17 protein-coding genes and 1 pseudogene are annotated in these 25,442 nt (G+C 69.6%); 13 read left to right on the top strand and 5 right to left on the bottom strand.

From position 1 onward, the window contains the following. Positions 1 to 164: 164 nt before the first annotated feature. From ACWED2_RS27415 to ACWED2_RS27450, 8 genes and pseudogenes are all read left to right on the top strand, one after another. Complete coding sequence (locus tag ACWED2_RS27415; protein WP_449693358.1) at positions 165 to 1,466, top strand: NAD(P)H-dependent oxidoreductase; 1,302 nt, start codon at positions 165 to 167, stop codon at positions 1,464 to 1,466. Positions 1,467 to 1,479: 13 nt separating this feature from the next. Then, positions 1,480 to 2,442, top strand: coding sequence for a thiamine pyrophosphate-dependent dehydrogenase E1 component subunit alpha (locus tag ACWED2_RS27420; protein WP_449693359.1), 963 nt, complete (start codon positions 1,480 to 1,482; stop codon positions 2,440 to 2,442). Next, positions 2,439 to 3,443: an alpha-ketoacid dehydrogenase subunit beta gene (locus ACWED2_RS27425; RefSeq protein ID WP_449693360.1), complete on the top strand. Its 1,005-nt coding sequence runs from the start codon at positions 2,439 to 2,441 to the stop codon at positions 3,441 to 3,443. The genes ACWED2_RS27420 and ACWED2_RS27425 overlap by 4 nt, the downstream gene beginning before the upstream one ends. Then, on the top strand, positions 3,443 to 4,561 hold the full coding sequence (locus ACWED2_RS27430) for a dihydrolipoamide acetyltransferase family protein (RefSeq protein WP_449693361.1): 1,119 nt from the start codon (positions 3,443 to 3,445) through the stop codon (positions 4,559 to 4,561). The genes ACWED2_RS27425 and ACWED2_RS27430 overlap by 1 nt, the downstream gene beginning before the upstream one ends. Before the next feature lie 8 nt (positions 4,562 to 4,569). After that, a complete protein-coding gene (gene ispD, locus ACWED2_RS27435; RefSeq protein WP_449693362.1) occupies positions 4,570 to 5,286 on the top strand; it encodes a 2-C-methyl-D-erythritol 4-phosphate cytidylyltransferase in 717 nt (238 codons plus the stop codon). A gap of 9 nt (positions 5,287 to 5,295) precedes the next feature. Next, positions 5,296 to 5,655 carry a hypothetical protein gene (locus ACWED2_RS27440; protein WP_449693363.1) on the top strand — a complete coding sequence of 120 codons (360 nt, stop codon included), beginning with the start codon at positions 5,296 to 5,298 and terminating at the stop codon, positions 5,653 to 5,655. A 184-nt stretch (positions 5,656 to 5,839) separates the two neighbouring features. Continuing rightward, the gene (locus tag ACWED2_RS27445) at positions 5,840 to 6,034 is read left to right on the top strand and encodes a hypothetical protein (protein WP_449693364.1); all 195 of its coding nucleotides are present in this window, start codon (positions 5,840 to 5,842) and stop codon (positions 6,032 to 6,034) included. Between the two features lie 234 nt (positions 6,035 to 6,268). Continuing rightward, positions 6,269 to 6,343 (top strand): annotated as a pseudogene (locus ACWED2_RS27450) (DNA-binding response regulator); the annotation flags it as partial. Between the two features lie 132 nt (positions 6,344 to 6,475). Here ACWED2_RS27450 and ACWED2_RS27455 read toward each other — a convergent pair. Continuing rightward, positions 6,476 to 7,234 carry an NADPH-dependent F420 reductase gene (locus ACWED2_RS27455; protein ID WP_449693365.1) on the bottom strand — a complete coding sequence of 253 codons (759 nt, stop codon included), beginning with the start codon at positions 7,232 to 7,234 and terminating at the stop codon, positions 6,476 to 6,478. Positions 7,235 to 7,312: 78 nt separating this feature from the next. On the opposite strand from ACWED2_RS27455, the gene ACWED2_RS27460 reads away from it, so the two are divergent. The 4 genes from ACWED2_RS27460 (at position 7,313) to ACWED2_RS27475 (ending at position 14,631) form a co-directional block, all read left to right on the top strand. Continuing rightward, positions 7,313 to 7,891, top strand: a complete 579-nt coding sequence (locus tag ACWED2_RS27460) for a TetR family transcriptional regulator (protein ID WP_449693366.1) — start codon at positions 7,313 to 7,315, stop codon at positions 7,889 to 7,891. 265 nt (positions 7,892 to 8,156) lie between these two features. Continuing rightward, positions 8,157 to 9,215 (top strand): aspartate kinase, encoded by a 1,059-nt coding sequence (locus tag ACWED2_RS27465; RefSeq protein WP_449693367.1) that lies wholly within the window; start codon positions 8,157 to 8,159, stop codon positions 9,213 to 9,215. Further along, a complete protein-coding gene (locus ACWED2_RS27470; protein ID WP_449693368.1) occupies positions 9,212 to 13,261 on the top strand; it encodes a Pls/PosA family non-ribosomal peptide synthetase in 4,050 nt (1,349 codons plus the stop codon). Before ACWED2_RS27465 ends, ACWED2_RS27470 begins: the two co-directional genes overlap by 4 nt. After that, the gene (locus ACWED2_RS27475) at positions 13,258 to 14,631 is read left to right on the top strand and encodes an aspartate aminotransferase family protein (protein WP_449693369.1); all 1,374 of its coding nucleotides are present in this window, start codon (positions 13,258 to 13,260) and stop codon (positions 14,629 to 14,631) included. Before ACWED2_RS27470 ends, ACWED2_RS27475 begins: the two co-directional genes overlap by 4 nt. Positions 14,632 to 14,684: 53 nt before the next feature. Here ACWED2_RS27475 and ACWED2_RS27480 read toward each other — a convergent pair whose 3' ends face one another. Together ACWED2_RS27480 and ACWED2_RS27485 are read right to left on the bottom strand one after the other, a co-directional pair. Then, positions 14,685 to 15,347, bottom strand: coding sequence for a response regulator (locus ACWED2_RS27480; protein ID WP_449693370.1), 663 nt, complete (start codon positions 15,345 to 15,347; stop codon positions 14,685 to 14,687). 4 nt (positions 15,348 to 15,351) lie between these two features. Continuing rightward, on the bottom strand, positions 15,352 to 16,929 hold the full coding sequence (locus ACWED2_RS27485; protein WP_449693371.1) for a sensor histidine kinase: 1,578 nt from the start codon (positions 16,927 to 16,929) through the stop codon (positions 15,352 to 15,354). Between the two features lie 415 nt (positions 16,930 to 17,344). Between ACWED2_RS27485 and ACWED2_RS27490 the strand changes: the two genes are divergently transcribed. Further along, complete coding sequence (locus ACWED2_RS27490; RefSeq protein ID WP_449693372.1) at positions 17,345 to 21,280, top strand: hypothetical protein; 3,936 nt, start codon at positions 17,345 to 17,347, stop codon at positions 21,278 to 21,280. 49 nt (positions 21,281 to 21,329) lie between these two features. Here the strand turns inward: ACWED2_RS27490 and ACWED2_RS27495 are convergent, their stop codons facing one another. Further along, positions 21,330 to 23,945: a hypothetical protein gene (locus tag ACWED2_RS27495; protein ID WP_449693373.1), complete on the bottom strand. Its 2,616-nt coding sequence runs from the start codon at positions 23,943 to 23,945 to the stop codon at positions 21,330 to 21,332. Then, positions 23,942 to 25,435 (bottom strand): hypothetical protein, encoded by a 1,494-nt coding sequence (locus tag ACWED2_RS27500; RefSeq protein WP_449693374.1) that lies wholly within the window; start codon positions 25,433 to 25,435, stop codon positions 23,942 to 23,944. The genes ACWED2_RS27495 and ACWED2_RS27500 overlap by 4 nt, the downstream gene beginning before the upstream one ends. Between the last annotated feature and the right edge of the window lie 7 nt (positions 25,436 to 25,442).

A 25,442-nucleotide genomic window follows, 5' to 3' on the forward strand; every position in this document is an offset into this window, starting at 1 on the left:
CGGCTTTCTCCGACCCGCCCGGAGAAAGCCGGCTTTCTTCTTTCCTGTGGTGCGCACAAATGTGCAAATGATTGCGAGTCTTGTGCGGACACGAGTTCGCGTGGTACCAAGTAATCACTGAAGTGCAAATGAAATGCACATTTGTGCAGATGGAAGGTGTCGAGATGAGCTACGTCGATCGGCTGCGGGGTCGCGAACGGGAGCTGGGGCGGCCGGTCCGGGTCGGGCTGGTGGGCGCGGGCCAGATGGGGGTCGGGTTCGTCGCGCAGGCCGGCCGCATCGACGGGATGGAGGTCGCCGCCATCGCCGACATCGCCCCCGAGCGCGGCGTGCGCGCCTTCGAGCGGGCCGGCCGCCACGACGTGGTCACCGGCGGCGACCTGGCCGTGGCCGTGGCGCAGGGCAGGCCGGTGGTCGTCGACGACGCTCTCGCCCTGACCCGGCTGCCGATCGACGTCATCGTGGACGCGAGCGGCGTTCCCGAGGTCGGCGCCCAGGTCGCCTTCAGCGGGCTGCTGGCCGGCAAGGACGTCGCGATGCTCAACGTCGAATGCGACGTCACCATCGGCCTGCTGCTGTCCACGCTCGCCACCGGGCTCGGCCGCGTCTACACCGTGTGCCGCGGCGACGAACCCGTCGAGTGCAAGGCGCTCGTGGACTACGCCCGCGACATCGGCTTCTCGGTCGTCTGCGCCGGAAAGGGCAAGAACAACCCCCTCGACCCCACGGCCACGCCCGCGTCGCTGGCGGATCGCGCGGCGGCGAAAGGCATGAACCCGCACATGCTCGCCAGCTTCGTCGACGGCTCGAAGACGATGATCGAAATGGCCGCGCTCGCCAACGGGGCCGACCTGAAGGTGGCCCGCCGCGGCATGACCGGCCCGCACTCCACTGTGGACAGTCTGTCCGCGGTTTTCCGGCCGGAGGCCGACGGCGGCCGGCTGACCGACACCGGCGTCGTCGACTACTGCACCGGCCCGGTCGCGCCGGGCGTGTTCGTGATCGGCCACACCGACGACCCCGTCGTCGTCGAGGAGATGGCCTACCTCGGGATGGGCCCCGGCCCGTACTACACGTTCTACCGGCCGTACCACCTCGCCAGCGTCGAGGCGCCGCTGTCCGTCGCGGAGGCGGTGCTCGACCGCAAGCCGAGCCTCGCCCCGATCGCGTGGAACGCGGAAGTGCTCGCCACGGCGAAACGCGACCTGGTGGCCGGGGAGCTCATCGACGGCATCGGCGGCGAGACCGTCTACGGGATCACCGATTCCGCCGAGGCCGCGCGGGCGGGGGGCCACGTGCCGCTCGGCCTGGTCGGCGGCGCCCGCGTCCTGCGGGACGTGCCCGCCGGAACCGTGCTGACGGCGGCGGACGTCGCCGTCGACGAGACCACGACGATCGCGTCGCTGCGCCGGCTGCAGGAGCGCCTGCTGCTCGGCGAGCCGGTGCGCGACCTGATCGCGGCCTGAAGGAGAGGAACCGATGGATCTGATCGGCGACGCCGGGGCCGCGCGGCAGGCCCTGGCCACCATGTGGACGATCCGGCGCTTCGAGGAAGCCGTCGACGACCTGTTCGCCCGTGGCCTCATGCACGGCACGATGCACCTGTCGATCGGCCAGGAGGCCGTGCCGGTGGGCGCGTGCCTGGCGCTGGCGGACGGTGACTACATCACCTCCACCCACCGCGGCCACGGCCACTGCATCGCGAAGGGTGCCCGCCTGGACGAGATGATGGCCGAGCTGCTCGCCAAGGAGACCGGCTACTGCCGCGGCCGCGGCGGGTCGATGCACATCGCCGACGTCGCGACCGGGAACCTCGGCGCGAACGGCATCGTCGCCGGCGGCGTCCCGATCGCCGCCGGGGCCGGTCTGGCGGTGAAGCTGCGCGGGGGACGCGAAGTCGTCGTCAGCTTCTTCGGCGACGGCGCGGTCAACGAGGGCGCCTGGCACGAAGGCGTCAACCTGGCCGCGATCTGGGACCTGCCGGTCGTGTTCGTGTGCGAGAACAACCACTACGGGATGTCCATGTCGGTGGGGCGCGCGTTCCGCGTGAAGGAACTGTCCGAACGGGCCGCCGCGTACGGGATCCCGGGAACGACGGTGGACGGCAACGACCCCCAGGCCGTGCACGACGCGGTCGCCGACGCGGTGGCGCGGGCCCGGGCGGGGGAGGGGCCGACCCTGGTCGAGGCGATGACCTACCGCTGGAAGGGCCACTCCAAGAGCGACAAGAACCTGTACCGCACCCGCGAGGAGATCGAGCACTGGCGGGAACGCGACCCGATCGCGCAGTTCGAAAGCCGGGTCGCCGCGACGCTGGGGGAGCGGGAGATCCAGGCGTGCCGGGACGAGGCTCGCGACCTGGTGCGCACCGCCGTCCGGGTGGCCAACGCCGCCCCCGACGCCTCGGCGGATTCGCTGATCGAGGCGGTGTACGCGCAATGACCGCGACCCTTCCGGAAACCCGCACCCTGACCTACGCCGAGGCGGTCCGGGAAGCGCTCGCCCAGGCGATGACCGCCGACGAGCGCGTCTTCCTCCTCGGGGAGGACGTCGGCACCTACGGCGGCGCATTCGGCGTCTCCGGCGACCTGGTGCACCGCTTCGGCGAGGAGCGGGTCCGCGACACCCCGATCAGCGAACTGGGCATCGTCGGCGCCGCGGTGGGGGCGGCCCTGGCCGGCATGCGGCCGGTGGTGGAGATCCAGTTCTCCGACTTCACCGCCCAAGCCATGGACCAGATCGTCAACCAGGCGGCGAAGATCCACTTCATGCTCGGCGGCGCGGCGACCGTGCCGATGGTGCTGCGCGCCCCGACCGGTTCGGGCACCGGCGCGGCCGCCCAGCACTCGCAGAGCCTGGAGGCGTGGTTCGCGCACGTGCCCGGGCTCAAGGTGGTGATGCCGGCGACCCCGGCCGACGCGAAGTCGTTGCTGCTGGCCGCCATCGAGGACCCCAACCCGGTGATCGTGCTGGAGCACAAGCTGCTCTACAAGCAGAGCGGACCGGTGCCGGAAGCCGCCACACCGGCCAGGCTCGGCGAGGCGGCCGTGCGCCGCACCGGGGCCGACCTGACGATCGTGGCGACCGGCGTGATGGTGTCCCGGTCCCTGGAGGCGGCCGACCGGCTGGCCGAGCAGGGCATCGAGGCGAGCGTCATCGATCCGCGCTCGCTCAAGCCGCTCGACACGAAGACCATTGTGGACAGTGTAGTCGGGACCGGCCGGGCGTTGCTGGTGCAGGAGGCGCCGAAGACGGCGGGCTTCATGGCCGAGATCGCCGCGGTGATCGGCGAGTCGCCGGCGTTCGGGCACCTGCGGGCTCCGATCGCACGGCTGTGCGGCCTCGATGTGCCGATTCCCTATGCGCCGCAGCTCGAACTCGCCGCCGTCCCGCAGGTCGACGACATCGTGCGCGACGCCGCCGAGCTCGTGCGGAGGTGGTGATGAAGGAAACGCCGCTGGTCATGCCGAAGCTGTCCATGACCATGACGGAGGGCGTCCTGGTCGCCTGGCGCAAGGCCGAAGGCGACGAGGTGCGCGCGGGCGACGTCGTCTGCGAGGTGATGACCGACAAGGTCGACATGGAGGTCGAGGGCACCGTCGACGGCGTCCTCACGCGGATCGTGGCGCAGCCGGAGGACGAGGTGGCGGTCGGCGAGCCCATCGCCTACATCGCCACCGAAGCGGACGACCTGCTGGGCGGCTTGTTCGACACCCCCGACGAGCCCCTCGTGAGTGAGAAACAGTGTTCTAACCCTGTTTCTCACTCACGACCAGCCGCGGCAGACCACCTCGGGCGCCCCGTCGCGGAACCGGAGGCCGCGCCGCCCGGGTGGATCCCGGCGGTGCCGGCGGCGCGGAAAGCCGCCGCCGAGCGCGGGCTCGACCTCGCCACCCTCACCCCGAGCGGGCCCGCGGGCACGATCCGCCTGGCCGATCTGCCGCCGCTGCGGCCGAAGCCCCGCCGCAGCCCGCGCGCGGCGGTGGCCCGGCGGATGTCGGCCAGCGCGGAGGTGCCCCAGTTCGTGGTCTACCGCGACCTCGATCTCACCCCGTCGCCGCACGGCTGGACGACGGTATTCGTCCGGGCCTTCGCCCAGGCCCTGCGCCGGCACCCGGAGCTGAACGGCGAATGGGCCGACGGGCAGGTCCGCTCGCACGACCACGTCGGCGTCGCACTGGCCGTCGACACCGGACGCGGCCTGCTCGCGCCGGTACTGTCCGATCCGGACGCCGACGATCCGGACACTTTGGGCGAACGGATCGCCGACGTCGTCCGCCGCGCCCGGGCCGGCAAGCTGACCCTGGCGGAGCTGTCCGGCGGCACCACGACCGTGTCCAACCTGGGCGGGTTCGGGGTGGACGCGTTCCAGGCCCTGCTCAGCCCACCGCAGGCGACCGCCCTGTCGCTGGGAGCGGTGCGGCAGCGCGTGGTTCCCGTGCCGGGCGGCATCGGTGTCGCGCTGCGGTGCACGGTCGGGCTGACCATCGACCACCGTGTCGCGGACGGGGCGGACGCCGCCCGGCTGCTCACCACCCTGAGCGAGATCCTGGCCTTATGATGCGCCGTATGGTGAAGCAGGCGGCGGCCGTCGTGTTGGCCAGCGGCGCGGGCACCCGCGTCGGGGCCGGGGTCAACAAGGTCTACCTCCCGCTCGCCGGGCGCCGGGTCGTCTCCTGGTCCCTGGCCGCGTTCGCCCGGGTTCCGGGGATCGGGCCGCTGGTGCTGGTCGTCCGGCCGCAGGACGACGACCTCGTCCGGTGGGTGCTCGACCGCGAGGTCGACGGTGCCGCGGTCGACGTCGTCTACGGCGGCCGGACCAGGCAGGAGTCCGAGCTGAAGGCGCTGCGGCACCTCGCCGAGCGCATCGACCGCGGCACCGTGGACACCGTGCTGATCCACGACGGGGCGCGTCCGCTGGTCAGTCCGACGCTGATCGAAGGCGTGCTGCACGAGGCCCGCGAACACGGCGGGGCGATCCCGGCGCTGCCCGCCGAGAACGTCGTCGCGGTCACCGACGACGGTGCCTCCCTCGCCGAGCTGCCCTCGGCCCCGATGGTTCTCGCCCAGACCCCGCAGGCGTTCCGGGCCGCGCCGCTGCTGGAGGCCTACGAGGCGGCCGCGCGCGAGGGGTTCGACGGCACGGACACCTCGTCGGTGATGGAGAAGTTCTCCTCGGTTCCCGTGCGGTGGATCCGCGGCGAGCAGGAGAACCTGAAGGTGACTTACCCGCGCGACCTCGTGGTCGCCGAACATGTCCTGGCGTCGGTGGACTATCGCAGGTGAGGAACGAGCATGAGCAAGATCGAGAATGCGGCCCTGGAATGCTCCCGGTGCGGTACCGAGACCGCGCATGACCTCGCCTACGCCGGTCGCCTGCTGGTGAAGATCACCTGCACCCGGTGCGGCAAGACGATCGAGCGCGACCGGCGGGCCGAGTACCTGGCCGACCTGGGGCAGCGGGTGGCGACCAAGCCGAAGCGGATGGTCAAGCGCTTCCGCCGGCACCCGCTGGGGTTCGTCGGCTCGCTGCCGAAGACCCTGGCCGCCAAGCCGAAGGACCTGCTCACCGACATCAGCCTGGTCTGGGGCGTCGGCCGGCCCGGCGCGCGGTCGGCGCGCGCGGGCCGGGGACGGCAGCCCGGCAGGCGGTGAAGCCGTCGAGGTTGGGCGTTGTCGTACTGCCAGATCGGCTCGAGCCCGCCGGCCGGGATGACGTCGGTGCACACGGACCAGCTGCGAGCCGCCTGCACCTCGGGAGAGATCGACCAGTTCAGGTAGAGCTTGGCGGCGGCGGGCCGTGGGGTCTTGGCGAGAATGGCCGCGCTGGCCCCAGGCCATGAACGGGTGTCCACTCGGGACGACCCAGCGGGACGGGGCGGTCGAGGACGCGATGGGGGAGCCGGAGCCGCCGATGCCGATCGCCTTCTGCCCGGAGGACACCGCGGCGCCCGGGGTGTTGGTGCCGCGGGCGAACTGGACGTTTTGCGCGGCGAGCTTCGCGACCCAGTCCCAGCCGTACTTCTGCGCGTAGAGCCGGTACAGGAACAGCACGGCGTCGTCGTTGTTCGGACAGGAGCTCGCCGCCAGCCGGACCCTGCTGCAGGCTGCCGACCGGGACTGGCCCCGGGCGCAGGACCGGGCGTGGGAGACGGTCCGCACCGTCGAGCGCTACCTGGGCGACAACCTGCTCGAGGCCTGGCGCCGCGGCGCGCGTCGTCGACCAGCTGGCCGGGCCGGAACCGGTGCTGACCACCGCGAGGTGGAGGTGGTCCGGCTCGTCGCCAAGGGGCTGAGCAACCGCGCCATCGCCGAGTCGCTCGTACTGACCGAGGCGACCGTCAAGACGCACCTGGTGCGCCTCTACCGGAAACTGGGCGCGGGCAACCGGGCGGGTGCGGTTCCGAGGCCGTCCGCCGCGGCCTGGTGGATCTCCGTTGACGGTGGCGGGCGTTCGCTCGGTGACCGCCGACGCTCAGTCGTCCGACAGACGCATCCGGCCGCTGCCGGCCGGGAGCCGCACCGCAGCGTCGATCAGCTCCTTCACCCGGTCCGCGGACACGGGAATGCCCGGGGTTTCCAGGAACCAGCGGTAGGACTCTTCGGGGCCGAGACCGGCCGGTGGGGTGGCCGGGAAGTAGGGCTTGACGTAGACGGGTGTTCCGGGCTCGCTGCGCCAGCTTTCGGCGAGGTTGCCGGTGTTGACGGTGTCGTAGCCGAGGATGTCCAGCAGAGCGGTGACCTGCTGGATCGCGGCCGGGTGATCGCCTGCGACGGGCAGTGCGCTGCGGTCGGCGGCGCCGGCGGGGCGGGCGCTGGTGTGGAGGCGCCGGAAGTCGATGTTGTTGAACGCCTTGACCACGCGGGACTCGGTGAGGTGCTGCTGCACGAGGCTGCTGGAGGTCAGCTCGCCGGTCTCGAGTTCCGGGACGCGGCCGTCGCGTTCGGGGTAGTAGTTCATCGTGTCGATCACGGTCTTGCCGGCCAGGGCGTCGGCCGGGAGTTGCTCGTAGGCCCGCAGCGGGATGGTCGCCACGACGATGTCGCCGGCGTGGGCGGCGTCGGCGGGGGTGCCGGCGCGGGCACCGAGTTCGGTGGCCAGGTCGGCGATGGTGTCGGGGCCGCGGGAGTTGCTGAGGACCACCTCCAGGCCGGCGGCGACGGCGAGCCGCGCGAGCGCGCTGCCGATCATGCCGGTGCCGATGAGTCCGAGGGTCTTCGTCATGAGCGTCACCTTGCTGAATCGTAGGACCAAATCTGAGACTGAGTTTCAGATTAGCAAGTGAGGTTCACGATGGGTAGGATCGCGGGTGTGACGAACACCAGGGACATCGCGCGGGCTGCGATCCGGGCCGAGCTGGCCCAGGTGGCCTTCGACCTGTTCCGCAGCGAGGGCTTCGACAACGTCACGATCAACGACCTCGCCGCGGCCGCCGGCGTTTCGCGCAGCACGTTCCTGCGCTACTTCGGCAGCAAGGAAGAAGCGGTGCTCGGCGCGTTCGACACGCACGGCCGGCAGGCCGCCGAGGCCCTGCTGGCCCGGCCCGCAGGCGAGGACGACTGGACGGCACTGCGGCGCGCCCTGGACACCGTCGTCGAGTACTACCACCAGGATCCGGACGGCGCGCTCGCGATGACCCGGCTGGTGCGGGACACGCCGGCGTTGTGTGCGCGGCAGCTGGAGAAACAGAGTGGCTGGCGGCCCCTCTTGGCTGAGGCGCTCGCTGGCCGCGCCGGAATTCCCCAGCCGGCATCGCTGACCTTGTCCGTGATCGCTGCGGCCGCGCTCGACTGCCTGCAAGTCGCTCTCGAAAGGTGGACCGCGACCGAGGGGAAGCTCGACCTGGTCGCCCTCCTGGATGAAGCGTTCGCGGCTCTGGCGCCACGGTGACCCCAGGCTCCACCGTGAGTCTGCCTCGCCTGGTCCACAGCGGACGATCGAGCAGACGTTCTCTGTAGCAGATGGCCACCTGACTGACAAGTCGCTGACCGGCCTGATCTTCCTGCCGACCCGGTGGTTTCCGGTCCGGAACCGCGACCTTCGACCATCGTTCCCCGGGCGAGCCGTCCGGAAGCTCCACGCGGCCCGTGAACCTCGACGGGCGCCTCGGCAGACACGGGTGCCCGTTTCGCATCGAGCAGCAGACGGGACGAACATGGTGAGCACAACGAAGTTCCTTGACCACCCGGCGGCGAACCCGGCGGACGTCGTCCGTCCGGCGACCGTCGTCGTGCGAAAGTACGGGGGCTCTTCGCTGGCGACGGCCGACCACGTGCGCGCGGTGGCCGCGGAGCTGGCCGCGTTGTGCGACCGGGAAGCGCGGATCGTCGTCGTGGTGTCCGCGATGGGTGACACCACCGATCAGCTGGCCGCCCTGGCCCGGACGTTCGCCGACCAGCCGGACCGCCGCGAGCTCGACCAGCTCGTGGCCACCGGCGAACAGGTGTCCGCCGCGATCCTGGCGCTGGCGCTGGCCCAGCAAGGCGTGCCGGCGGTTTCGCTGTCGGGTGGCCAGGCGGGCATCCGAGTCCGCGGCCAAGCCGGTGCCGGCGTGATCGACCACGTGGATCCATCGCCGGCGCTGCGCCGGCTGCGGAAGCACCGGGTCGTCGTGGTGGCCGGGTTCCAGGGCCGGGACGCCGACGGGGAGCTGCTGACGCTGGGCCGGGGCGGGTCCGACGCCACCGCCGTCGCTCTGGCCGCCGCGCTCGGCCGGGCCGAGTGCGTCATCTGCACCGATGTCCACGGCGTGTACACCGCGGATCCGAGGGTGGTGCCGGACGCGCGGCTGCTGACCGTGGTCGGGGCCGGCTTGATGGGCGAGCTCGCGCGACAGGGCGCGCGAGTCCTCCAGGCGGAGTCGGTCGAGCTGGCAGCCCGGCACGGGATCCGGGTGCGCGTGGTGCATTCCGCGCACCCGGGCCCCGGCACGGTCGTCGATCCGGACCCGCTGCCGGTCGGCGGGTCCGAGGTCGTCGCGATCGCGCACCGGCGCGCCGCCGGGGGCGAACCCGGGTCCGTCTCGCTGGTCGGTACCGCCCTCGCCGACCCGGACATCTTGGAGACCTTGGTGCGGACACTCGACGAGCGAAGCATCGCGGGAGACATGACAGCATCCACGTCGCGGATCACGGTGGCCCTTGACGACGAGGCGGTGGAGCCGGCCGTCCAGGCCCTGCACGCCGCCTTCGGTCTGCACCGGGACCGCCGATGACGCTCGAGGTCCAGCCGATCGGCGACTTCCTGGCCGGTCCGAACGTGCTGACCTGCCACGGGTTCGGCCAGGAACCGCGGTGGCGATCAGGTGAGCGGCTGGAGCACCTGTTCGAGGAGGCCTGCGACCGGCTGCGCGAGTCCGGTCAGGGGGCCAGGCTCGCCGTCGACTCCGCGGACATGCGGCTGACCTTCGACCAGCTCGACGCGTGCGCGAACCAGCTCGGCCGGTACCTGCTCGCCCGCGGCGTCCGGCCCGGCGACCGCGTCGGCCTGCTGGTCGACCGGCCCGCGTACGCCTACATCGGCATGCTCGCGGTGCTCAAGGTCAACGCGGCGTACGTGCCACTCGACCCGGTGTTCCCGGACGACCGGCTCGCCTACGTCGCCGAAGACGCGAACCTCGGCTTCGTGCTGACCGTCGCGGACCAGCGGAACCGCATCAGGGGTGTCACGGCCATCTGCCTCGACGAGGAAGGAGCCCGGATCGCCGAACACCCCTCGCACCGGATCTCGCCCCGGGAACGGGGCAACCCGGTCGACGATCTCTGTTATGTCATCTACACCTCCGGTTCCACGGGCAAGCCGAAGGGCGTGGTGATCCGGCACGCGGCCATCGGCAACTTCGTCCGCGTGGCGGCGGACGTCTACGGGGTGCACGCCGGGGACCGGATGTACCAGGGCCTGACCATCGCGTTCGACTTCTCGGTGGAAGAGATCTGGGTCGCCTGGCTGTCCGGGGCGACCCTGGTGCCCAAGCCGCCCGGCGCGAACCTCGTCGGTGCCGAGCTGCTCGACTTCCTCCGCGACCAGCGCGTCACGGCGTTGTGCTGCGTACCGACACTCCTGGCGACCCTCGACGGCGATGTGCCGGACCTGCGGTTCCTGCTCGTGTCGGGGGAGGCGTGCCCGGACGACCTCGTCCGCCGCTGGCACCGGCCGGGACGCCGGTTCCTCAACGTGTACGGGCCGACCGAGGCGACGGTCACCGCCACCTGGTCGGTTGTCGACCCGCACCGCCCGGTGACGATCGGCGTCCCGCTGCCCACCTACTCGGTCGTCATCCTGGATCCGGAGGCCCCGCGCGCGTTGCCGGCGGGCGAGCTCGGGGAGATCGGGATCGCCGGCATCGGGCTCGCCGACGGCTACCTCAACCGCCCCGACCTCACCGACCGCGCGTTCGTCCCCGACTTCATCGGGATCCCGCACAACCCGTCCGGGCGGATCTACCGCACCGGCGACCTCGGCCGGATCACCGCCACCGGGGAGATCGAGTACCACGGCCGCACCGACACCCAGGTGAAGATCCGTGGCTACCGCATCGAACTCGAGGAGATCGAGGCCGCCGTCCTGCGGATTCCCGAGGTCACGCAGGCGGTCGTCACGACGTACCGGCCCGAACCCGACGTGACCGAGCTGGTCGCCTACTACTGCCTCGCCGCGCACGCGACCGGTGTCGACGGCAAGGCCGTCCGGGAGCAGCTGCGGTCACTGCTCCCGGCCTACATGGTGCCCGCCTACTTCGAACGGCTCGACCGCATCCCGATGACGCCCGCCGGCAAGGCGGACCGCAAAAACCTTCCCGCCCCCGCGGGACAGCGGATCCTGGCCGGCGATGGTGAGTACGCCGCGCCGGAGACGGCGCTGGAGACCGAGCTCGCCGCGATCCTCGCGGAAGTCCTGCGGGTCGAGCGGGTGTCCGCGGAGAGCCACTTCTTCGACGACCTCGGCGCGAACTCGTTGTTGCTGGCCAGGTTCTGCGCGCGGGTACGCGAGCGGGACGGCCTCGCGCCGGTCTCCCAGCGGGACCTCTACCTGAACCCGACCGTCCGGCAGCTGGCCGCTTCGCTGCGACCGGGAACGCCCGGCGAGCCTCTGCGGCGGCTCCGTCCCGGGCATCGGGCCAGCGCGCTTCAGTACTACACCTGCGGGTTTCTCCAGGTGCTCGCGTACCTGGCTTACGTGTGCGGAGCCGGTGCCCTCGGCGAGTTGGGCTTCGCCTGGGTCGACGGCGCGGCCGACCTGGGCGCCCGCTACCTGCGCGCGGTCGAGGCGGGCATGGCCGGTTTCGCGGTGCTCGGCGTCGCGCCGATCCTCGCGAAGTGGCTGCTCGCCGGGCGATGCCGCCCCGCCGAGTTCCCGGTGTGGAGCCTCGCCTACTTCCGGTTCTGGCTGGTGCGGATGCTGACCAGGCTCAGCCCGATGACCCTCTTCGTCGGCTCGCCGATCTACGCGTGGTACCTGCGTGCCCTGGGCGCGAAAATCGGCAAGGGGGCGGTGATCCTCTCGCGGACCGTGCCCGCGTGTCCCGATCTGCTGAAGGTCGGGCCTGGTGCGGTGATCCGGAAGGACGTCCTCTTCGCCACCCACCGGGTCCGGTCGGGCCGGATCCGCACCGGCCCGGTCATCGTCGGCGCGGGCGCCTTCGTCGGCGAACTGTCGGTGCTCGAGATCGGCAGCGAGATCGGCGACGGCGGGCAGCTGGCCCATGCCTCGTCACTCCAGACAGGACAAGTGATCCCCGCGGGCGAGTCGTGGCACGGCTCTCCGGCGCGCCCCGCCTCCGTGAGGTACCTGCGGTTGCGCCCGCTGAAGGCCGGTGCCGTCCGCCGGATTGTCTTCTGCACGACCCAGCTGTCGGTTCTGTTCCTCGTCACCCTCCCGCTGCCGATCCTGCTGTTCGACCTGGTCAGCTCCGCCTATCGGCCGGTCACGGGCGACTTCGGCCGGCCGGGGTTCTACCTCGGCGAGATCGTCACCACACTGCTGCTGTTCGCGGGCGGCCTGGCCGTTGAGCTGATCGTGGTGCTGTTCGTGCCGCGCGTGCTCCACGACTTCCTGGAAGAGGGCCGGGTTTATCCGCTGTACGGCTTCCACCACTCCGTGCAGCGCGCGATCGCCCGGCTGAGCAACGTGCGGCTGTTCACCTACCTGTTCGGCGACAGCTCCTACATCGTGCACTACCTGCGCGCCGTCGGGTACGAACTGTCCAAGGTGGAGCAGTCCGGGTCGAACTTCGGCGTGGAGGTGAAGCACGAATCGCCGTTCCTGTCCCGGATCGGGACCGGCACGATGGTGTCCGACGGGCTTTCGCTGCTCAACGTGGAGGTCTCGAGGACCTCGTTCCGGCTGCGGCGGACCGCGGTGGGCGAGCGCAACTTCCTCGGCAACAACATCGCCTTCCCGCCGGGAGCGAAGGTCGGAGCGAACTGCCTGCTGGCGACCAAGGTACTCGTCCCGATCGACGGTGAGGTCCGGGAGAACGTCGGGCTGCTCGGCTCGCCGCCGTTCGAGATCCCGCGTTCGGTCCGGCGCGACAAGGAGTTCTCCCAGCTGAAGAGCCGGCGGGCCCGGCGGCTCGGCCTGGGTGCGAAGAACCGGCACAACACGGCCACGTTGCTGATCTACCTGTTCGTGCAATGGGTCCAGTTCGCCGGCATCGTGCTGATCGGCGGGTTTGCCGGCAGCCAGAACGCCCGGTTCGGGTTCTTCGCCGTCGCCGCGGGGCTGGTGTGCTCGCTGCTGTTCTCGGTGGCGTTCCTGATCGCCGCCGAACGCGCGACCCGGCTGCGCCGGCCGGTGCCGCCCCGGTTCTGCTCGATCTACCACCGGGGGTTCTGGCGGCACGAACGGTTCTGGAAGCTCAGCGCCGGCCGGTACCTCGCGTTGTTCAACGGCACACCGCTCAAGAACACGATCTGGCGGTTGCTGGGCGTCCGGATGGGCAAGCGGGTCTTCGACGACGGCTGCGCTATGCCGGAGAAGTCCTTGGTCACCATCGGAGACTTCTGTTCCCTGAACACCGGCACCACGATCCAGGGGCATTCGCTCGAGGACGGCGCGTTCAAGTCCGGCCGCATCACGATCGGCGCGGGCAGCACGATCGGCACGGGCGCCTTCGTCCACTACAGCACCGTGCTCGGCGAAGAAACACTCGTCGACGCCGATGCCTTCGTGATGAAGGGCACCGAAACCGCGCCGGGTTCACGCTGGCGGGGGAACCCGGCCACCGAATACTTCCCCGAAGACACCAGGAGACGGCGATGACCGACGTCCGCACGATCCCGTTCACCCGTCCTCACGTGACCGGGGACCTGCCCGGCCCCGGCTCGGCGGAGCTCCTCGACCACCAGAGCCGCTGGGAGTCGAACGCCCGGACTTATCCGAGGCACCTCCCGATCGCCCTCGCTTCCGGTTCCGGGAGCCGAGTCCAGGACGTCGACGGCAACATCTTCATCGACTTCCTCGCCGGGGCCGGGGTGCTCTCCCTCGGGCACAACCACCCCGAGGTGAGTGCGGCCGCACTCGCCCAGTTCGGTGCGCTGGCCCACGGGCTGGACTTCCCGACCGAGGCCAAGCGGGACTTCGTCGACGCGCAGCTCGAAATGTTGCCGGCGAGCCTGCGGACGCGGATGAAGCTGCACTTCTGCGGGCCGTCCGGGGCGAATGCCGTGGACGCGGCGCTGAAGCTCTGCAAGACCGCCACGGGGCGCGGCGAGGTGGTGTCGTTCCAGGGTGGCTTCCACGGTTCGAGCCACGCCGCCATGGCGATCACCGGCCTGGTGGCGCAGAAGGCACCCGTCGCCAACGGCGTCCCGGGCGTCCACTTCTTCCCGTACTCCTACTGCCGACGCTGCCCGCTCGACCTGGAGCCGCAGTCGTGCCGGACCAGCTGCGCCGCACTGCTGGAACGAACCCTGCGGGACGGCAACGGCGGCGTACCCCGGCCGGCCGCGGTGATCCTGGAGCTCGTCCAGGGTGAAGGCGGCGTCATCCCGGCCCGTCCGGAGTTCGTGCAGCGGGTCCGCGCGCTCACGCGAGAGCTGGACATCCCGCTGATCGTCGACGAGGTGCAGACCGGCTGTGGACGCACCGGCACCTGGTTCGCCTTCGAGCAGTACGACATCGAGCCGGACGTCATCGTCGCGTCGAAGGCGTTGAGCGGCATCGGGCTGCCGCTGGCGGTCATCCTCTACGACGAACGCCTCGACGGCTGGGCACCCGGCGCGCATACCGGCACCTTCCGGGGCAACCAGCCCGCCTTCGCCGCGGGGGCGGAGGCCGTCCGAATCATCCGGCGCGACGACGTGCTCGGCAACGTCCGACGGCGGGGCGAACAGCTTTCGCGCGCGCTCGACAAGCTCCAGGATCACCCGTGGGTGGCCGAGATCCGCGGTGTGGGGCTCATGTGGGGCATCGAGCTGGCGGAGCCGGGCACGGGCCAGCCCGCGAGTACGCAGGCGCGGTCGGTCCAAGCCACCGCGTTGCGCAACGGGCTCATCGTCGAACTCGGCGGGCGCGGCGACGCCGTGATCCGGCTCCTGCCGCCGTTGAACGTCGACGCGGCGACCGTCGAGCAGGCGGCGGCGATCGTGGTGGACGCGATCGAACAGTGCTGCGGGGCTGAGGCCGGCTGAGGCCGCGAGGCCGGGGCCCGCATTGCTGCCGCGGCAGCAATGCGGGCCCCGGTTCAGCCGGTGGGGAGGATGCCCGCTTCGTGCGCGAGGATCGCCGCCTGGACGCGGTTGCCGCACCCTGTCTTCGCCAGGATCCGGCTGACGTAGGCCTTGACCGTGCCCTCTCCCATGAACAGCGTCCGTGCGATTTCGGCGTTGGACGCACCGAGCCCGACCTGGACCAGCACCTCGTGCTCCCGGCCGCTCAGCGTCCCCACCCGGCGGCCAGCCTCGTTCTCGCGGCTGCCGTCGGTCGCCAGGTAGTGGTCGATGAGGTCCTTCGTGATCCGTGGCGACACCACGGCGCCGCCACGGGCGGCCGTCCGCACCGCCTGGATGAGCTCCTGAGGGCCGGTGTCCTTGAGGATGAAGCCCGTCGCGCCTGCCCGCAGCGCCCGCGAGACGTAGCCGGGTTCGCCGAACGTCGTCAGGATCACGCACCTGACCCCCGGCGCCTGCCGGTTGACGTGCTCGACGACAGTGAGCCCGTCGACACCGGGCATGCGGATGTCGATGAGGGCCACATCGATCGGGACCCGGCAAGCCAGGTCGGTCGCTTCGCGGCCGTCGCCGGCTTCGGCGACCACCTCGATGTCCTCGGCGTGCCGGAGGACGAGCCGGATCCCGGCTCGCAAGAGCTGTTCGTCCTCGGCCAGCAGCACCCTGATCCGGTCCATGGCCTCATCCACCCTGGGCCGGGAATCTGGTCTTGTCGACCAGGACGTCGGATCGGAAGCAGAAACGTTCGAGCATCGTCGTGTCATCCTCGCTGAAGGTGTAGGTGTAGGAACAGTCCGTCCCAGCCGGCCGCGGTGGCTCGATGCCACGCGCGGCCAAGCGCGCCATCGCCTCGTCCCGGCCGATGAGTTCGGTGAACTGCGCCCGGGTGGTGCCGATGTGGACCAGGTCGAAAGGGTTTGCCGCGTTGGTGTCGTCGAAATACACCGAGTTGAAGACGACCACGAGGATCGCCGCCACCCCGGTCAGGCCGGTGGCCAGCACCACAGCCATCCCGAGCCGGGTCCACCGGCCGGCCGGTTTGTCGTCTTCGGCGGCTTCCGGTGCGGTCGCGGCGGAGACGGGTGGGGTGATCGCCAACGGCAATTCCGCGACGAGCTGGAAACCACCGCCGGGTAACCGGCCGGCCTTGAAATGCCCGCCGAGCAACCGGACCCGCTCTTCGACCCCGACGAGTCCCAGGCCGGAGCCTTTCGTCCCGGAGCCTTTCGTGCCCGGGCCGCCGCGTCCGTCGTCGGTGATTTCCACCCTGGCCCGATCCGCCTGCCGGTCCACGAACACCTCGGCATTCGAACCGGCCGCGTGCCGGTAGACGTTCGTCAGGCCCTCCCGGACGATCCGGTGGACTGCCTGGCGGACGGGAAGCGCCGTCCCGGTGAGGTCGCCCCCGCTCCATCCCAGGTGGACCGAGAGGCCTCCCGCTCGAGCCTGCTGAACGAGCTGGAAGACGTCCAGGTGGGTACCGGTGTGGTCCACGGGTTGGGCCACTTCGGCCACGGGCTGGCGCAGCATACCGAGAGTGGCGCGCAGTTCGTCCATCGCCATCCGGACGGTGCCGCGGATCAGCCGCAGTGGCTCCCGGGCTTCCGGCCGGTTCGCATCGAGTTCCAGGCTGCCCGCGTACATCGAAATCAGGCTGAGCCGGTGGCCGAGCAGATCGTGCATCTCCTGCGCGATACGGGACCGCTCCTGCAGACGAGCAGCCGAGGCAGCGTAGCGCGCTTGCTGCCAAAGGGCGCCGATGAGCTGTTCCCGCTGACCCAGCAGTATCTGGGCCACCACCGGGCCGAAGACGCACACCAGCGCCAGAACCCCGTAGTCGACGACGGCCACCTTCCACTGGAAACCCGAGTCGATCAACCCGACCGTCAACGGTGCGAGCGCGGCCACGACCAGAACGACGCTCCTCTTCCTGACCGGCGGGACCCGGCCGGCGACGCTGAAGGAGGTCACCGCCAGCGCGACGCCGGTGGCGGGATACCAGCCGACGAGCAGCGCAGCCGAGAGCAGCGCGAGCACGGGGAACCGACGGCGCGCGATGGCGGGCGGCAGCGTTGCACCCGCAATGAGCGCGCCGACACCCGGATCGTCACACGGCGCAGGACCCCAGGCCACGGAGAGGGACCGAGTCGACAGGTACGTGACCACGGCGATGAACACGAGGAAGGCCAGCTCCCGTCCTCCCGTCGCGGCGCGCGACGCGAGTCCAGGAGCGACCTTCCCAGCGTGGATTGCGCTCATGACTGGTCATACGTAGCAGGCATCGTCCACGGTTCGCTGTCGGAACGACCAAAGATCCGAATCTTCCCGGGGAGGTAGAGACGATCGGTCCGCTTCGGTCAGCCAAGGCGGCGTCGGCCAGGTGCGGGAGATTGTGCAGCCGGCTGCCCGCGTGTTCGGCACGGCACGGCTGCGGGGTCTCGTCGCCGGTGAGCGCGATCGCGCTGGACCAGCCGGGCCGTTGCTCCGCGGCGCCCGGCACCGGCGCGAACCACTGCCCCCAGGGCGCGTTCCACACCACCCGGGCCGAGCGCGGCTCACCGTTGCGCAGCACGGCGAGTATGTCGCTCAAGACATCCACAGTCTCTCCTGCGAGACAATCGGACAAGGAATGAGGACTCCGGTGCATGGAGTGTCTCGCCGACCCGATCTTAGGGTGATTTCCACGTGTGTTGTCGCTGATCTGGCGCCGCTCACCCGCGACGACGTCGCCACGCTTGCCGCCAGTACCGATGTGGACGCTGCGGCGTTCGTCGACGCCGTCGTCCGGGCGGGCGTTGGAACGCTTGCCAACACGCCCTTGACTCTGAAGGTCTTGCTCGCGGCGTTCCGGCAGGAGGCGGACGCTCTGAGCAGGACACCTCGAGAGCTGTTCGAAGCGGGCGTCACGCAGCTGGTCGACGAGCACGATCGTGGGCGGGCCATCAAGCCGTTCGCTGCCACCACAGTCGAAGAGAGGTTGGTGATTGCCGGACGGATCGCCGCGCGCATGCTGCTGTGTGGCCAGCGCACGATTTGGTGTGGCGAAGCCGCTCAAGCTGGTCCGGAGGACATCACCGAAGGGATGCTGGCGCGGGCGCGAGACAGCGGTCGGCTCCTTCGAGGTGTCGCGCCGGCGGTAGGGGAGACCCTTAGAACGGCGCTGTTCTCTCGCAGCGGTACGAATCGCGTCGCGTTCGCCCACTCGTCGTTCGCCGCGTTCCTGGCCGCCCGGTACCTGACCGCCCGCTCCAGTGCCGACCCCGACGCGCAGCGGGGGATAACTGGCGTGTTCCTCGTCGCGGCACCCGATGAGGAAACCGCCAGCATCCCGATACACCTGCGGGAGACTGCGGCGTGGATGCTCGCTCATACCCCCGGGGAGCATCTCTGGCTGGCTACGGCCGATCCCGAAGGCCTGATTGCCCATGGCGCGTACATCACCGATTTCGCGACACGTGCTGCGATGGTGGATGGGCTTTTGCGCCGCGCGGGTGAGGTCGAGCTCAGTGAGGGGGCATGGCATCGGACCTGGTGGAGACTGGCGCACCCAGGATTAGCGGGGCAGCTGACCGCAGTGCTGTCCAGCGTACTGACCACGGGGTCCGAGGAATGGCAGGATTTCGCTGCGGCAAGTCTGGCGATCCGCTTCGCCTACGATGGCGAGGTCGCGGAAGTCGCCGAACTACTCCTGGAGGCTGCCGAGGCGTCGAAACTTGCTCCAGCACTGCGGATTCGCGCGGTCAAGGCGTCGATGGCGACCAATCCGACGATGGCGGCTCCTCGGCTGCGGAGTCTGCTGGCCTCGCTCGCTCGTGGAACTGACGCCGACGATGACAGCGAAGAACTTGTCGGGACGATCCTCTCCGAACTGTGGCCCGACCATCTTGACCTTGCTGACGTGCTGCCGCATCTTCGCCCCGTGCGCGCCGATTCGGTGATCGGCATGTATCGATGGCATCTGTGGCGTCTCCCCGGGGACGTCGCTGAATCCGATCTTTCGGCCTTGCTGAACCACGGCACCCACCTCGTTGATCAACTTCTGGCACCGCCTGCTGGTTCCGACACGTCCGAGCTGACCGACTTCCGTCCAGATCTATCGCGCAGTCCGACGTTGGACGATGTGCTCGCGCCGATCTTCGATCGCATCACGGTGTCACCGAACGTCGGGGAATATCTGCCGGTACTCGCGCGGCAGGTGTCTCGGCTGCTTCTGGGGTTGGCCAGGGTGCCGGTACCGCTGGGAGTCGATCTTGTTGATGAGAGCGGTAAGGCTGCGACATCCAGCATCGACGTCAGGCGTTCATTCGCTGAGGCGGTGATCCTGGCGCTCGCTGCTGAGGTTGCCGAATTCGATCGATACCACGCGCACCTGGTCCTGTGGGAATGGAAGTCCACCCGCCACGGACCGGCTGCTCCGGAAGGACTTCGACGCGGTGATCGGACGCATTTGCTCGACAACAGTGACTTCGCCTGGTTGCTCGGCCGAGTCGACAACCTGCGCGGCGGCGGCGAGCACAAGCAGGCAGACGCCATGGGATTGGTCGCTGCCAGCGTCGCTGACCTCTATAACCCGTCGACGTTCGAACTTGCCTACGCCCGGCGCGGCACGCCGGAAGGTGAGCACTTCGCTTGGGCGTTCGACGGCGTCCCGCTTGACGGCAAACTCGCGGAAGCGATGCGTCGCAACGGTTCGAAGGAGAAACCGTGGGAGCACGCGGACGCGTTCGCCAGCCGGCAGCGCGACCGACTGCAGTCGGCCGTAGCCGGAGATGCCAATGCCTTCTGGCGCCTCACGCGTGATCTGCGAGCCGATGTCGCGACGGGACAGTTCGAGGCCTTCGACTCCGATGATCCACGAGTCCTGCCCGGTGCCTCCCTGTGGGCACCCGAAGACTTCATCGCGGCGTTCAGCGTGGCCGCGCGTCAGTTCTTGGATGCCGAGAACGACCACCGAGACGAGTGGCTGGGTACGCAGACGAGGGACTACCGTGCCGAGGCTGGCTACGCTGCGCTCGTCGTTCTCCGCGACAATGGCAGCCTCGACGACATTTCGAACAGGTGGGCAGCGTGGGTCGGCGCGGTACTGGACAAAGCGCATCGCGCCGCGACGACCAGCGACTCTTCGCTCATCCGCGATCTGATGTCCCGAGTCGGGACCCATGCGGCAACGGAGCTCGTCGCCGCGATCCGTACGCTGGTTGGTGGTTCGCTTGCGCGCGGGGAAGCGCCCTGGGCGCTAGCCGAGATCATGTCATCGGTGCCGGCCGCCGTGCATCCCGCCCTCGTCGAACTCGCCCGCGATCTACGCGCCGCGCTGGACGGCTCCGACGACTCCGACAGTCCGTTCACGGTCCCCGACACACTCGAAGCCGGACGTGCTGCGGCCAACGCGTGGGCCACCTTGCTTCATGAGCCCCTTCTCGCCGGTAACGAGGCCGCCCTGAAACAGGCGGAAGACGCACTTGATCACGAAGTTACCGAGGGCCAAGCGCTCTGGGCGGCCGCAGCAGGACGTCTTCTCCTGTTCTCCGATCCGGAACGTTTCTGGTCTCGGATACGTCAGGCCTTGACCGTTTCGCCGGCGTTCGCCAAGGACCTCGCATTCTCGAGCGCTCAGACATACCGCCTCAATGAGGTCGCCGAGTCACTGCCCGACCGCGAACTTGTGGAAGCGTGGCGGTGGTTGGCCGACGTGTGCCCGCCGGAGACCGACGTCTTCCGCGAGGGCTGGGTTCCTCCCGAAAGGTCGGTCCACGACTGGCGCAACGCGATGCTGAACGTACTGTCGAGGCGTGGCACTCGGGAATCAGTCTTGGGCGTACGAAGCCTCGTCGACAGCTTCCCGAATGACCTCAGGCTCCAAGCCGCGCTGGTCTCAGCGCGGCGCCAAGCGCAAGCACGAGCAACCGTCCTGCTGAAGCCGCAACAAGTGGTAGAGCTGCTGGCCGACCCGGGACGGCGGGTGATCCGAACCCCGCTGCAGCTGGCCAAGCTGCTCATCGACGTGCTGATCGAGATCGAACGTGACCTGCCCACTCACTCGAACCTCTTGTGGGACTGCGAACGCGAGGCCAAGCCGGCCGGGGCTCCGAGAGGGGCGCGCCGTCCGCTGGTGTGGCGCCCCAAGCTCGAGGGAACACTCGCCGCTTATCTTGCTCACGAGTTCACGATTCGGCTCGTCCGCCGAGCTGTGGTGATCAATCGTGAGGTCGTCGTCAAGCCCACCGACGCGGGTGACTCAGGTGAACGACCGGACCTCCTCGTGCAAGCGATCGCATTTGAGGGCGAACTCGACGCGGCCGAAGTAGTGAGCGTCCCAGTGGAAATCAAGGGCTCGTGGCACGCTGCGGTATCCACGGCTCAACGCGATCAGCTCGCCAATCGGTACTTGCCAGCCGAAAAGACTGATGCGGGCGTGTACGTCGTCGGCTGGTATCCCATCGACCTGTGGAGCGCGAAGGACCGCAACCCGAAGGCCAACGCAAGAAAGCTCGTCGGCCCTGAGCCCTTGTTGGAGACCCTGCTCAATCAGGCAGACGAGATCTTCGAGGAGTCTGGGCGACGAACCCTGCCGTGTGTCCTGACGATCACGAGGGCGGCCCCAAGCTGACGTGAAGCGACATGGACAGGTAACGCCCGGCATCGCGTCGAGGGGCGGGCTACGTGAGAAGTGCGGCTTGGAGCAGCTGTTCGTTGATTCGGACTGTCTCGGTAAGTGTGCGGACTACCGCCGGGAAGGGACGGAGGGGATATGTCTTGCCACCGGCGGGCAGCCCTTCATCGCCGGTCAGTAGAGAGACGGGTGTGCTCATCGGAGACAGTGTGTAGACCCGCCAGCGCGGGGCGGTCGACTCAGCGATCGCGAGCGTCCGACCGTCGCGCAGGACGATTGTCGTCTTTGATGCGTTCCGGGCGACTACCGCGGACGGAGACGCGACGAGAGTCGCAACGCGGGCGGCCGTGCGGCGTGGGTTGCGGAATTCTCCGTCGATGACCCACACGCCGTCCATCATGCGGGCTGACAGGCCCTCGCTCTCGAGAGTGGCGCGGTCCACGGCGTGAGGGTCGTCGGCTGCGGTGGCGGCGAGGTCGATGACGGTTTCGACCTCACTCCAGGCGGGCACGCGCGCGAATGGCTTGTCGGGAACGTAGAGGTACTCCTCGGCGAGTTTCGGGTCGGCGTAGGCGGCGAGTTCGGCGGCGTCGGTCCAGGCTGCTTTGGCGATGATGTCGTGTTCCCTGCCGCCGTGGAGGCTGGCGTCCTGCAGTAGCAGGGCAAGGCAGACTGCGATCAGGGAGCTGACGAAGTCGAGCGCTTGACCAGGGACGTCCTCCTGCTCAGCTGCATCCGGCACCAGGGAGCGCGTCAGGTCGCTGAGGTCGGAGCGCCACGCCTCGTCAGTGCCCCATACCGCGGCGGCGAGCAGCACCAGGTACGTGCGGGTGACGAGCATCCGCAGTTCGAGAGGTGGGCTCGGTGTGGCGGTCGCGGCGCGTGTCCACCGGCGGACCCAAGATCGATACTGAGCCCGCTGTGACGCGGGAATGTCGGGTGCGAGCCGCGCCGAGCGGGCTGAGGCGGCTTCGGTCAGGTCTTCGACCGCGTCGTCGCTCTCGCCGTCCGCCAGCTCGGTGTCGTCGACGTCGGTATCGACGGACCAGCCGGTGCTTGCCAGGCCTGGGGCGGCGAGAACGCCGGGAAACAGCAGTCCGGTGAGGTGCGGGCCGAGGCTGCGTTCCACGGACTCCAGCCATACGCTCCAGCGGTCGTCGGGCTGCATGGCGGCTGCTGTGGGACCGGTGCCTGCGCGCAAGGCCGAGGCCCCGGTGGCTGGCTTGTGCTCTTGGACGTGACTGAGCATTCGGAGCAGGTCGGCGTTGAACCGGCGCGCGAGAACCTCGTCGGTCAAGACGGTGTCGTCCTCGGCGACGAACGTCATCCGCGGCTGGTTGGTCGTGTCGTCGCGGGGCCGGCATCGGGCTGTGTCGGTGAGGAAGACGACAGGGGAGACGAGACGCTCGCCCGGTTGTTCGGCTCGGGCGCGGACCGCTCCGCCGAGCGCTTCCGGTGCGGCAAAGCTGACGACTTGGGTGGCTGTGCTGGTGGCGTTGAAGACGTGTAGGGGTGTCCAGGTGCCGGGGGTGCCGTCGGGTGAGGATTCGATCGTGATCGGCACGCTTGTGGTGGTGACGAGCTCGACGAGGATCGTGTGCTGTATTCGTCGCGCGCCGAGCACGACGAGCGTGTGCTGCTGCGCGCGTGAGTCAACGGGGATCGTGTTGTTTCGGACAATGGTCGCGCGGTCGACGGCTATGCCTTCGGGCAGCAGGGATGCGGGCACCGGCATCGTGGTGACGAGTTCGCAGTTGCCACCGTCCGCGGTGGTGGCGAGGAGCGCGGCGGCGCTGAGGTTGGCGCTGCCGGTCATGGCGATCGTCGTGTCGTCGACGGTCCATTCGACGAGCTTGCCGTGCCGCGTACGTCCCTCATCCAGGTAGCGGAACCAGGTGAGACCGACGGGCGCGGTGGCCGCGGCGAGGGCTTCCCCCGAATACTGGGTGATTCGCTCCTGAAGTGCCAGGTCGACCTCGCGCGGCTCCAGCCTGTCGATCACCGACTGAACGCCGCGCCCGCGTGCGTCGAAGAACGGCGCTGTCATGCGCAGCGAGCGCACCGGCCCGGCCGGCAGCTGCCCGACCAGGGAATGCCGCAAGTTCCCGAAGATCCGCAGGTCAGGGAGGGAGCCGTCGAGCTCGCCCGGGGTGATCCAGTGCCCGACGTGCGTCACGGTGTCCGCGATCCAGGACGGCATCTTGACCACCTGGGGCAACTCGGCAAGCCATGCCCCGAGATCGCGCATAGCTGCCGGCCCTCGGTACCGGGAAGCCCGCAGGACGAGCCACAACTCGTGGTTGTGACCCCAGCCAGACATGGTCGGATTCCCGGAGCCGATCGCCACCCAGACGTCGTCGTCACCGGCCAAGATCACGACCTTCGGATGAAACGCCCCGCCGCAGCTGACCTGGGCGTGCTGATAGGCCCGGCCCGCCTGCCGGACGTCGACCGCCTCATGCACGGCGTTGCCCGCATCGCCCAGAACGGTGACACGAGCACCCAGCGCGCGAGCGGTCGGCACGCAGTGCCGCTCGAAGAAGACCAGGTCGAGGGTGTAGCCGGTGACGAGACACTCGCGCAGTGGTGCGCCGTCGGCTCGACCGTCCCACTCCTGCAGCAACGACAGTGGGGAATGGAACTGGTATTCGACCTTGTTCACGCCGCCAGCTCCAGTACCTGCACCGCCAGCGGCGTGATCACGACACCGGTGTCGCTGCGCTCGGCAAGACCGAGCTGGCGGGCGATGAACTCGAACTGATCGACGCGCAACCCGACGTTGCCAGCACCTTCCGTGCCGGCCGCGTAAAACTGGCCGTTGCGTTCGTGCAGCTTGGTGAACAGTTTCATCCGCCCCTGTGCGTCGAGCCGGAGTTTGCGGAGCGCGACTCGCCGGGACTGCGCGAGCATGTCGTCGACGAAGGCCCGCGCAAGCTCAGCCATCGGCTGGCCTTCGTGCTCGCGGTGCCGGTAGGCCACCCAGTGCGGATCGAGGAACTGCTTCCGTTCCGGGTAACGGCCGAGGAAGGCGGCTTGGCTACGGCCTGTGAGCTGGTTCTTGCGCTGACCCCCGAAGAGCAGTGCGGCCAGGTCGGCCGTGACGGCGGTACAGCCGTCACGCACTTGCCGTTCGGCCGGGCTCGGCTCGCCTTCGGCGTCGACCAGGTTCGGGCACCCGGCCAGGAAGGCTCGCACTGTCATGGCCGGCACTTCGGCGGAGATCCACTGGTAGAGGTCGTCCTTGGTCGCCGAGCCGTGCGTGGTGACCTGTTCGACCAGCGCTGCCCACAACCGCCGCCACGCTCCGACGGACAGTCGCCGCAGGAGGGTGCCGCGCCAAGCTTGTGCTCGGTCTTCGGCGGACAGGATGGGGTCGGTTCGGATCCGGTTGCCGTAGGCGACGCAGTCGTGAAGGGCCTCCGACCAGCTGGAAGCGTCTGGTTGGAGCATCGCTGAGCGAGCCAGGACCCGTAGCGTGGATCGTCGGGTCCGATCGTTGCCCGTCCATTCCTGGGGGACGTGCCGGTTGCCGCGGGAGGCAGTGATGAGGTCACGAAGGGGCGCGAGGTCCGCGGCTTGGTCCGCGTCCATCGCGAGCCCGGAGAAGCCGACCACGTCGTCGGGACGGATCGGGTGGTCGTGTGCCAGCTCGAGCAGGGGCCGGAACATCTCCCTGACGGCGGGGGGACACTCGCGGGAGCCGGGCCGCAGGGCGCCGCCGTCCACGGTGACCGTGCCCAAAACGGCGCTGGGCCCGTTGTACTGCGACCAGAAACCCCACGGCCGGGGCGAGTAGGAGGTGCGGCCGATTTCGGCGAGTTCATCGATCTGTCCTCGGCTGACCATGGCTTCAACCCGGTCGGCTCCATGCGCGGCGATCGTCTTGCCGCGGGAAACCAGGGCAAGGGCAACTTCCGACCGTCGGAGAACCGTCTGGCACGTGCCGGCATCCCACTCCCGCCGCCCCGCGACGTCGGCGAGCGCCCAGTAGAGGGAGTAGTACCGAGCCAGCGTGGTCAGCGTCGACACGCCCGGTACCAGCGTGTCGACCATGCCCATGACCGACGACTCGACCGAGAGCGGGTACCGCCCCGCCTTCAGATCCAGGCCTGGCTCGCACCAGACCGGGCCGACGACCTCGGCCGACATCATCGCAGTC

The organism is Amycolatopsis sp. NPDC005003 (assembly GCF_053600695.1).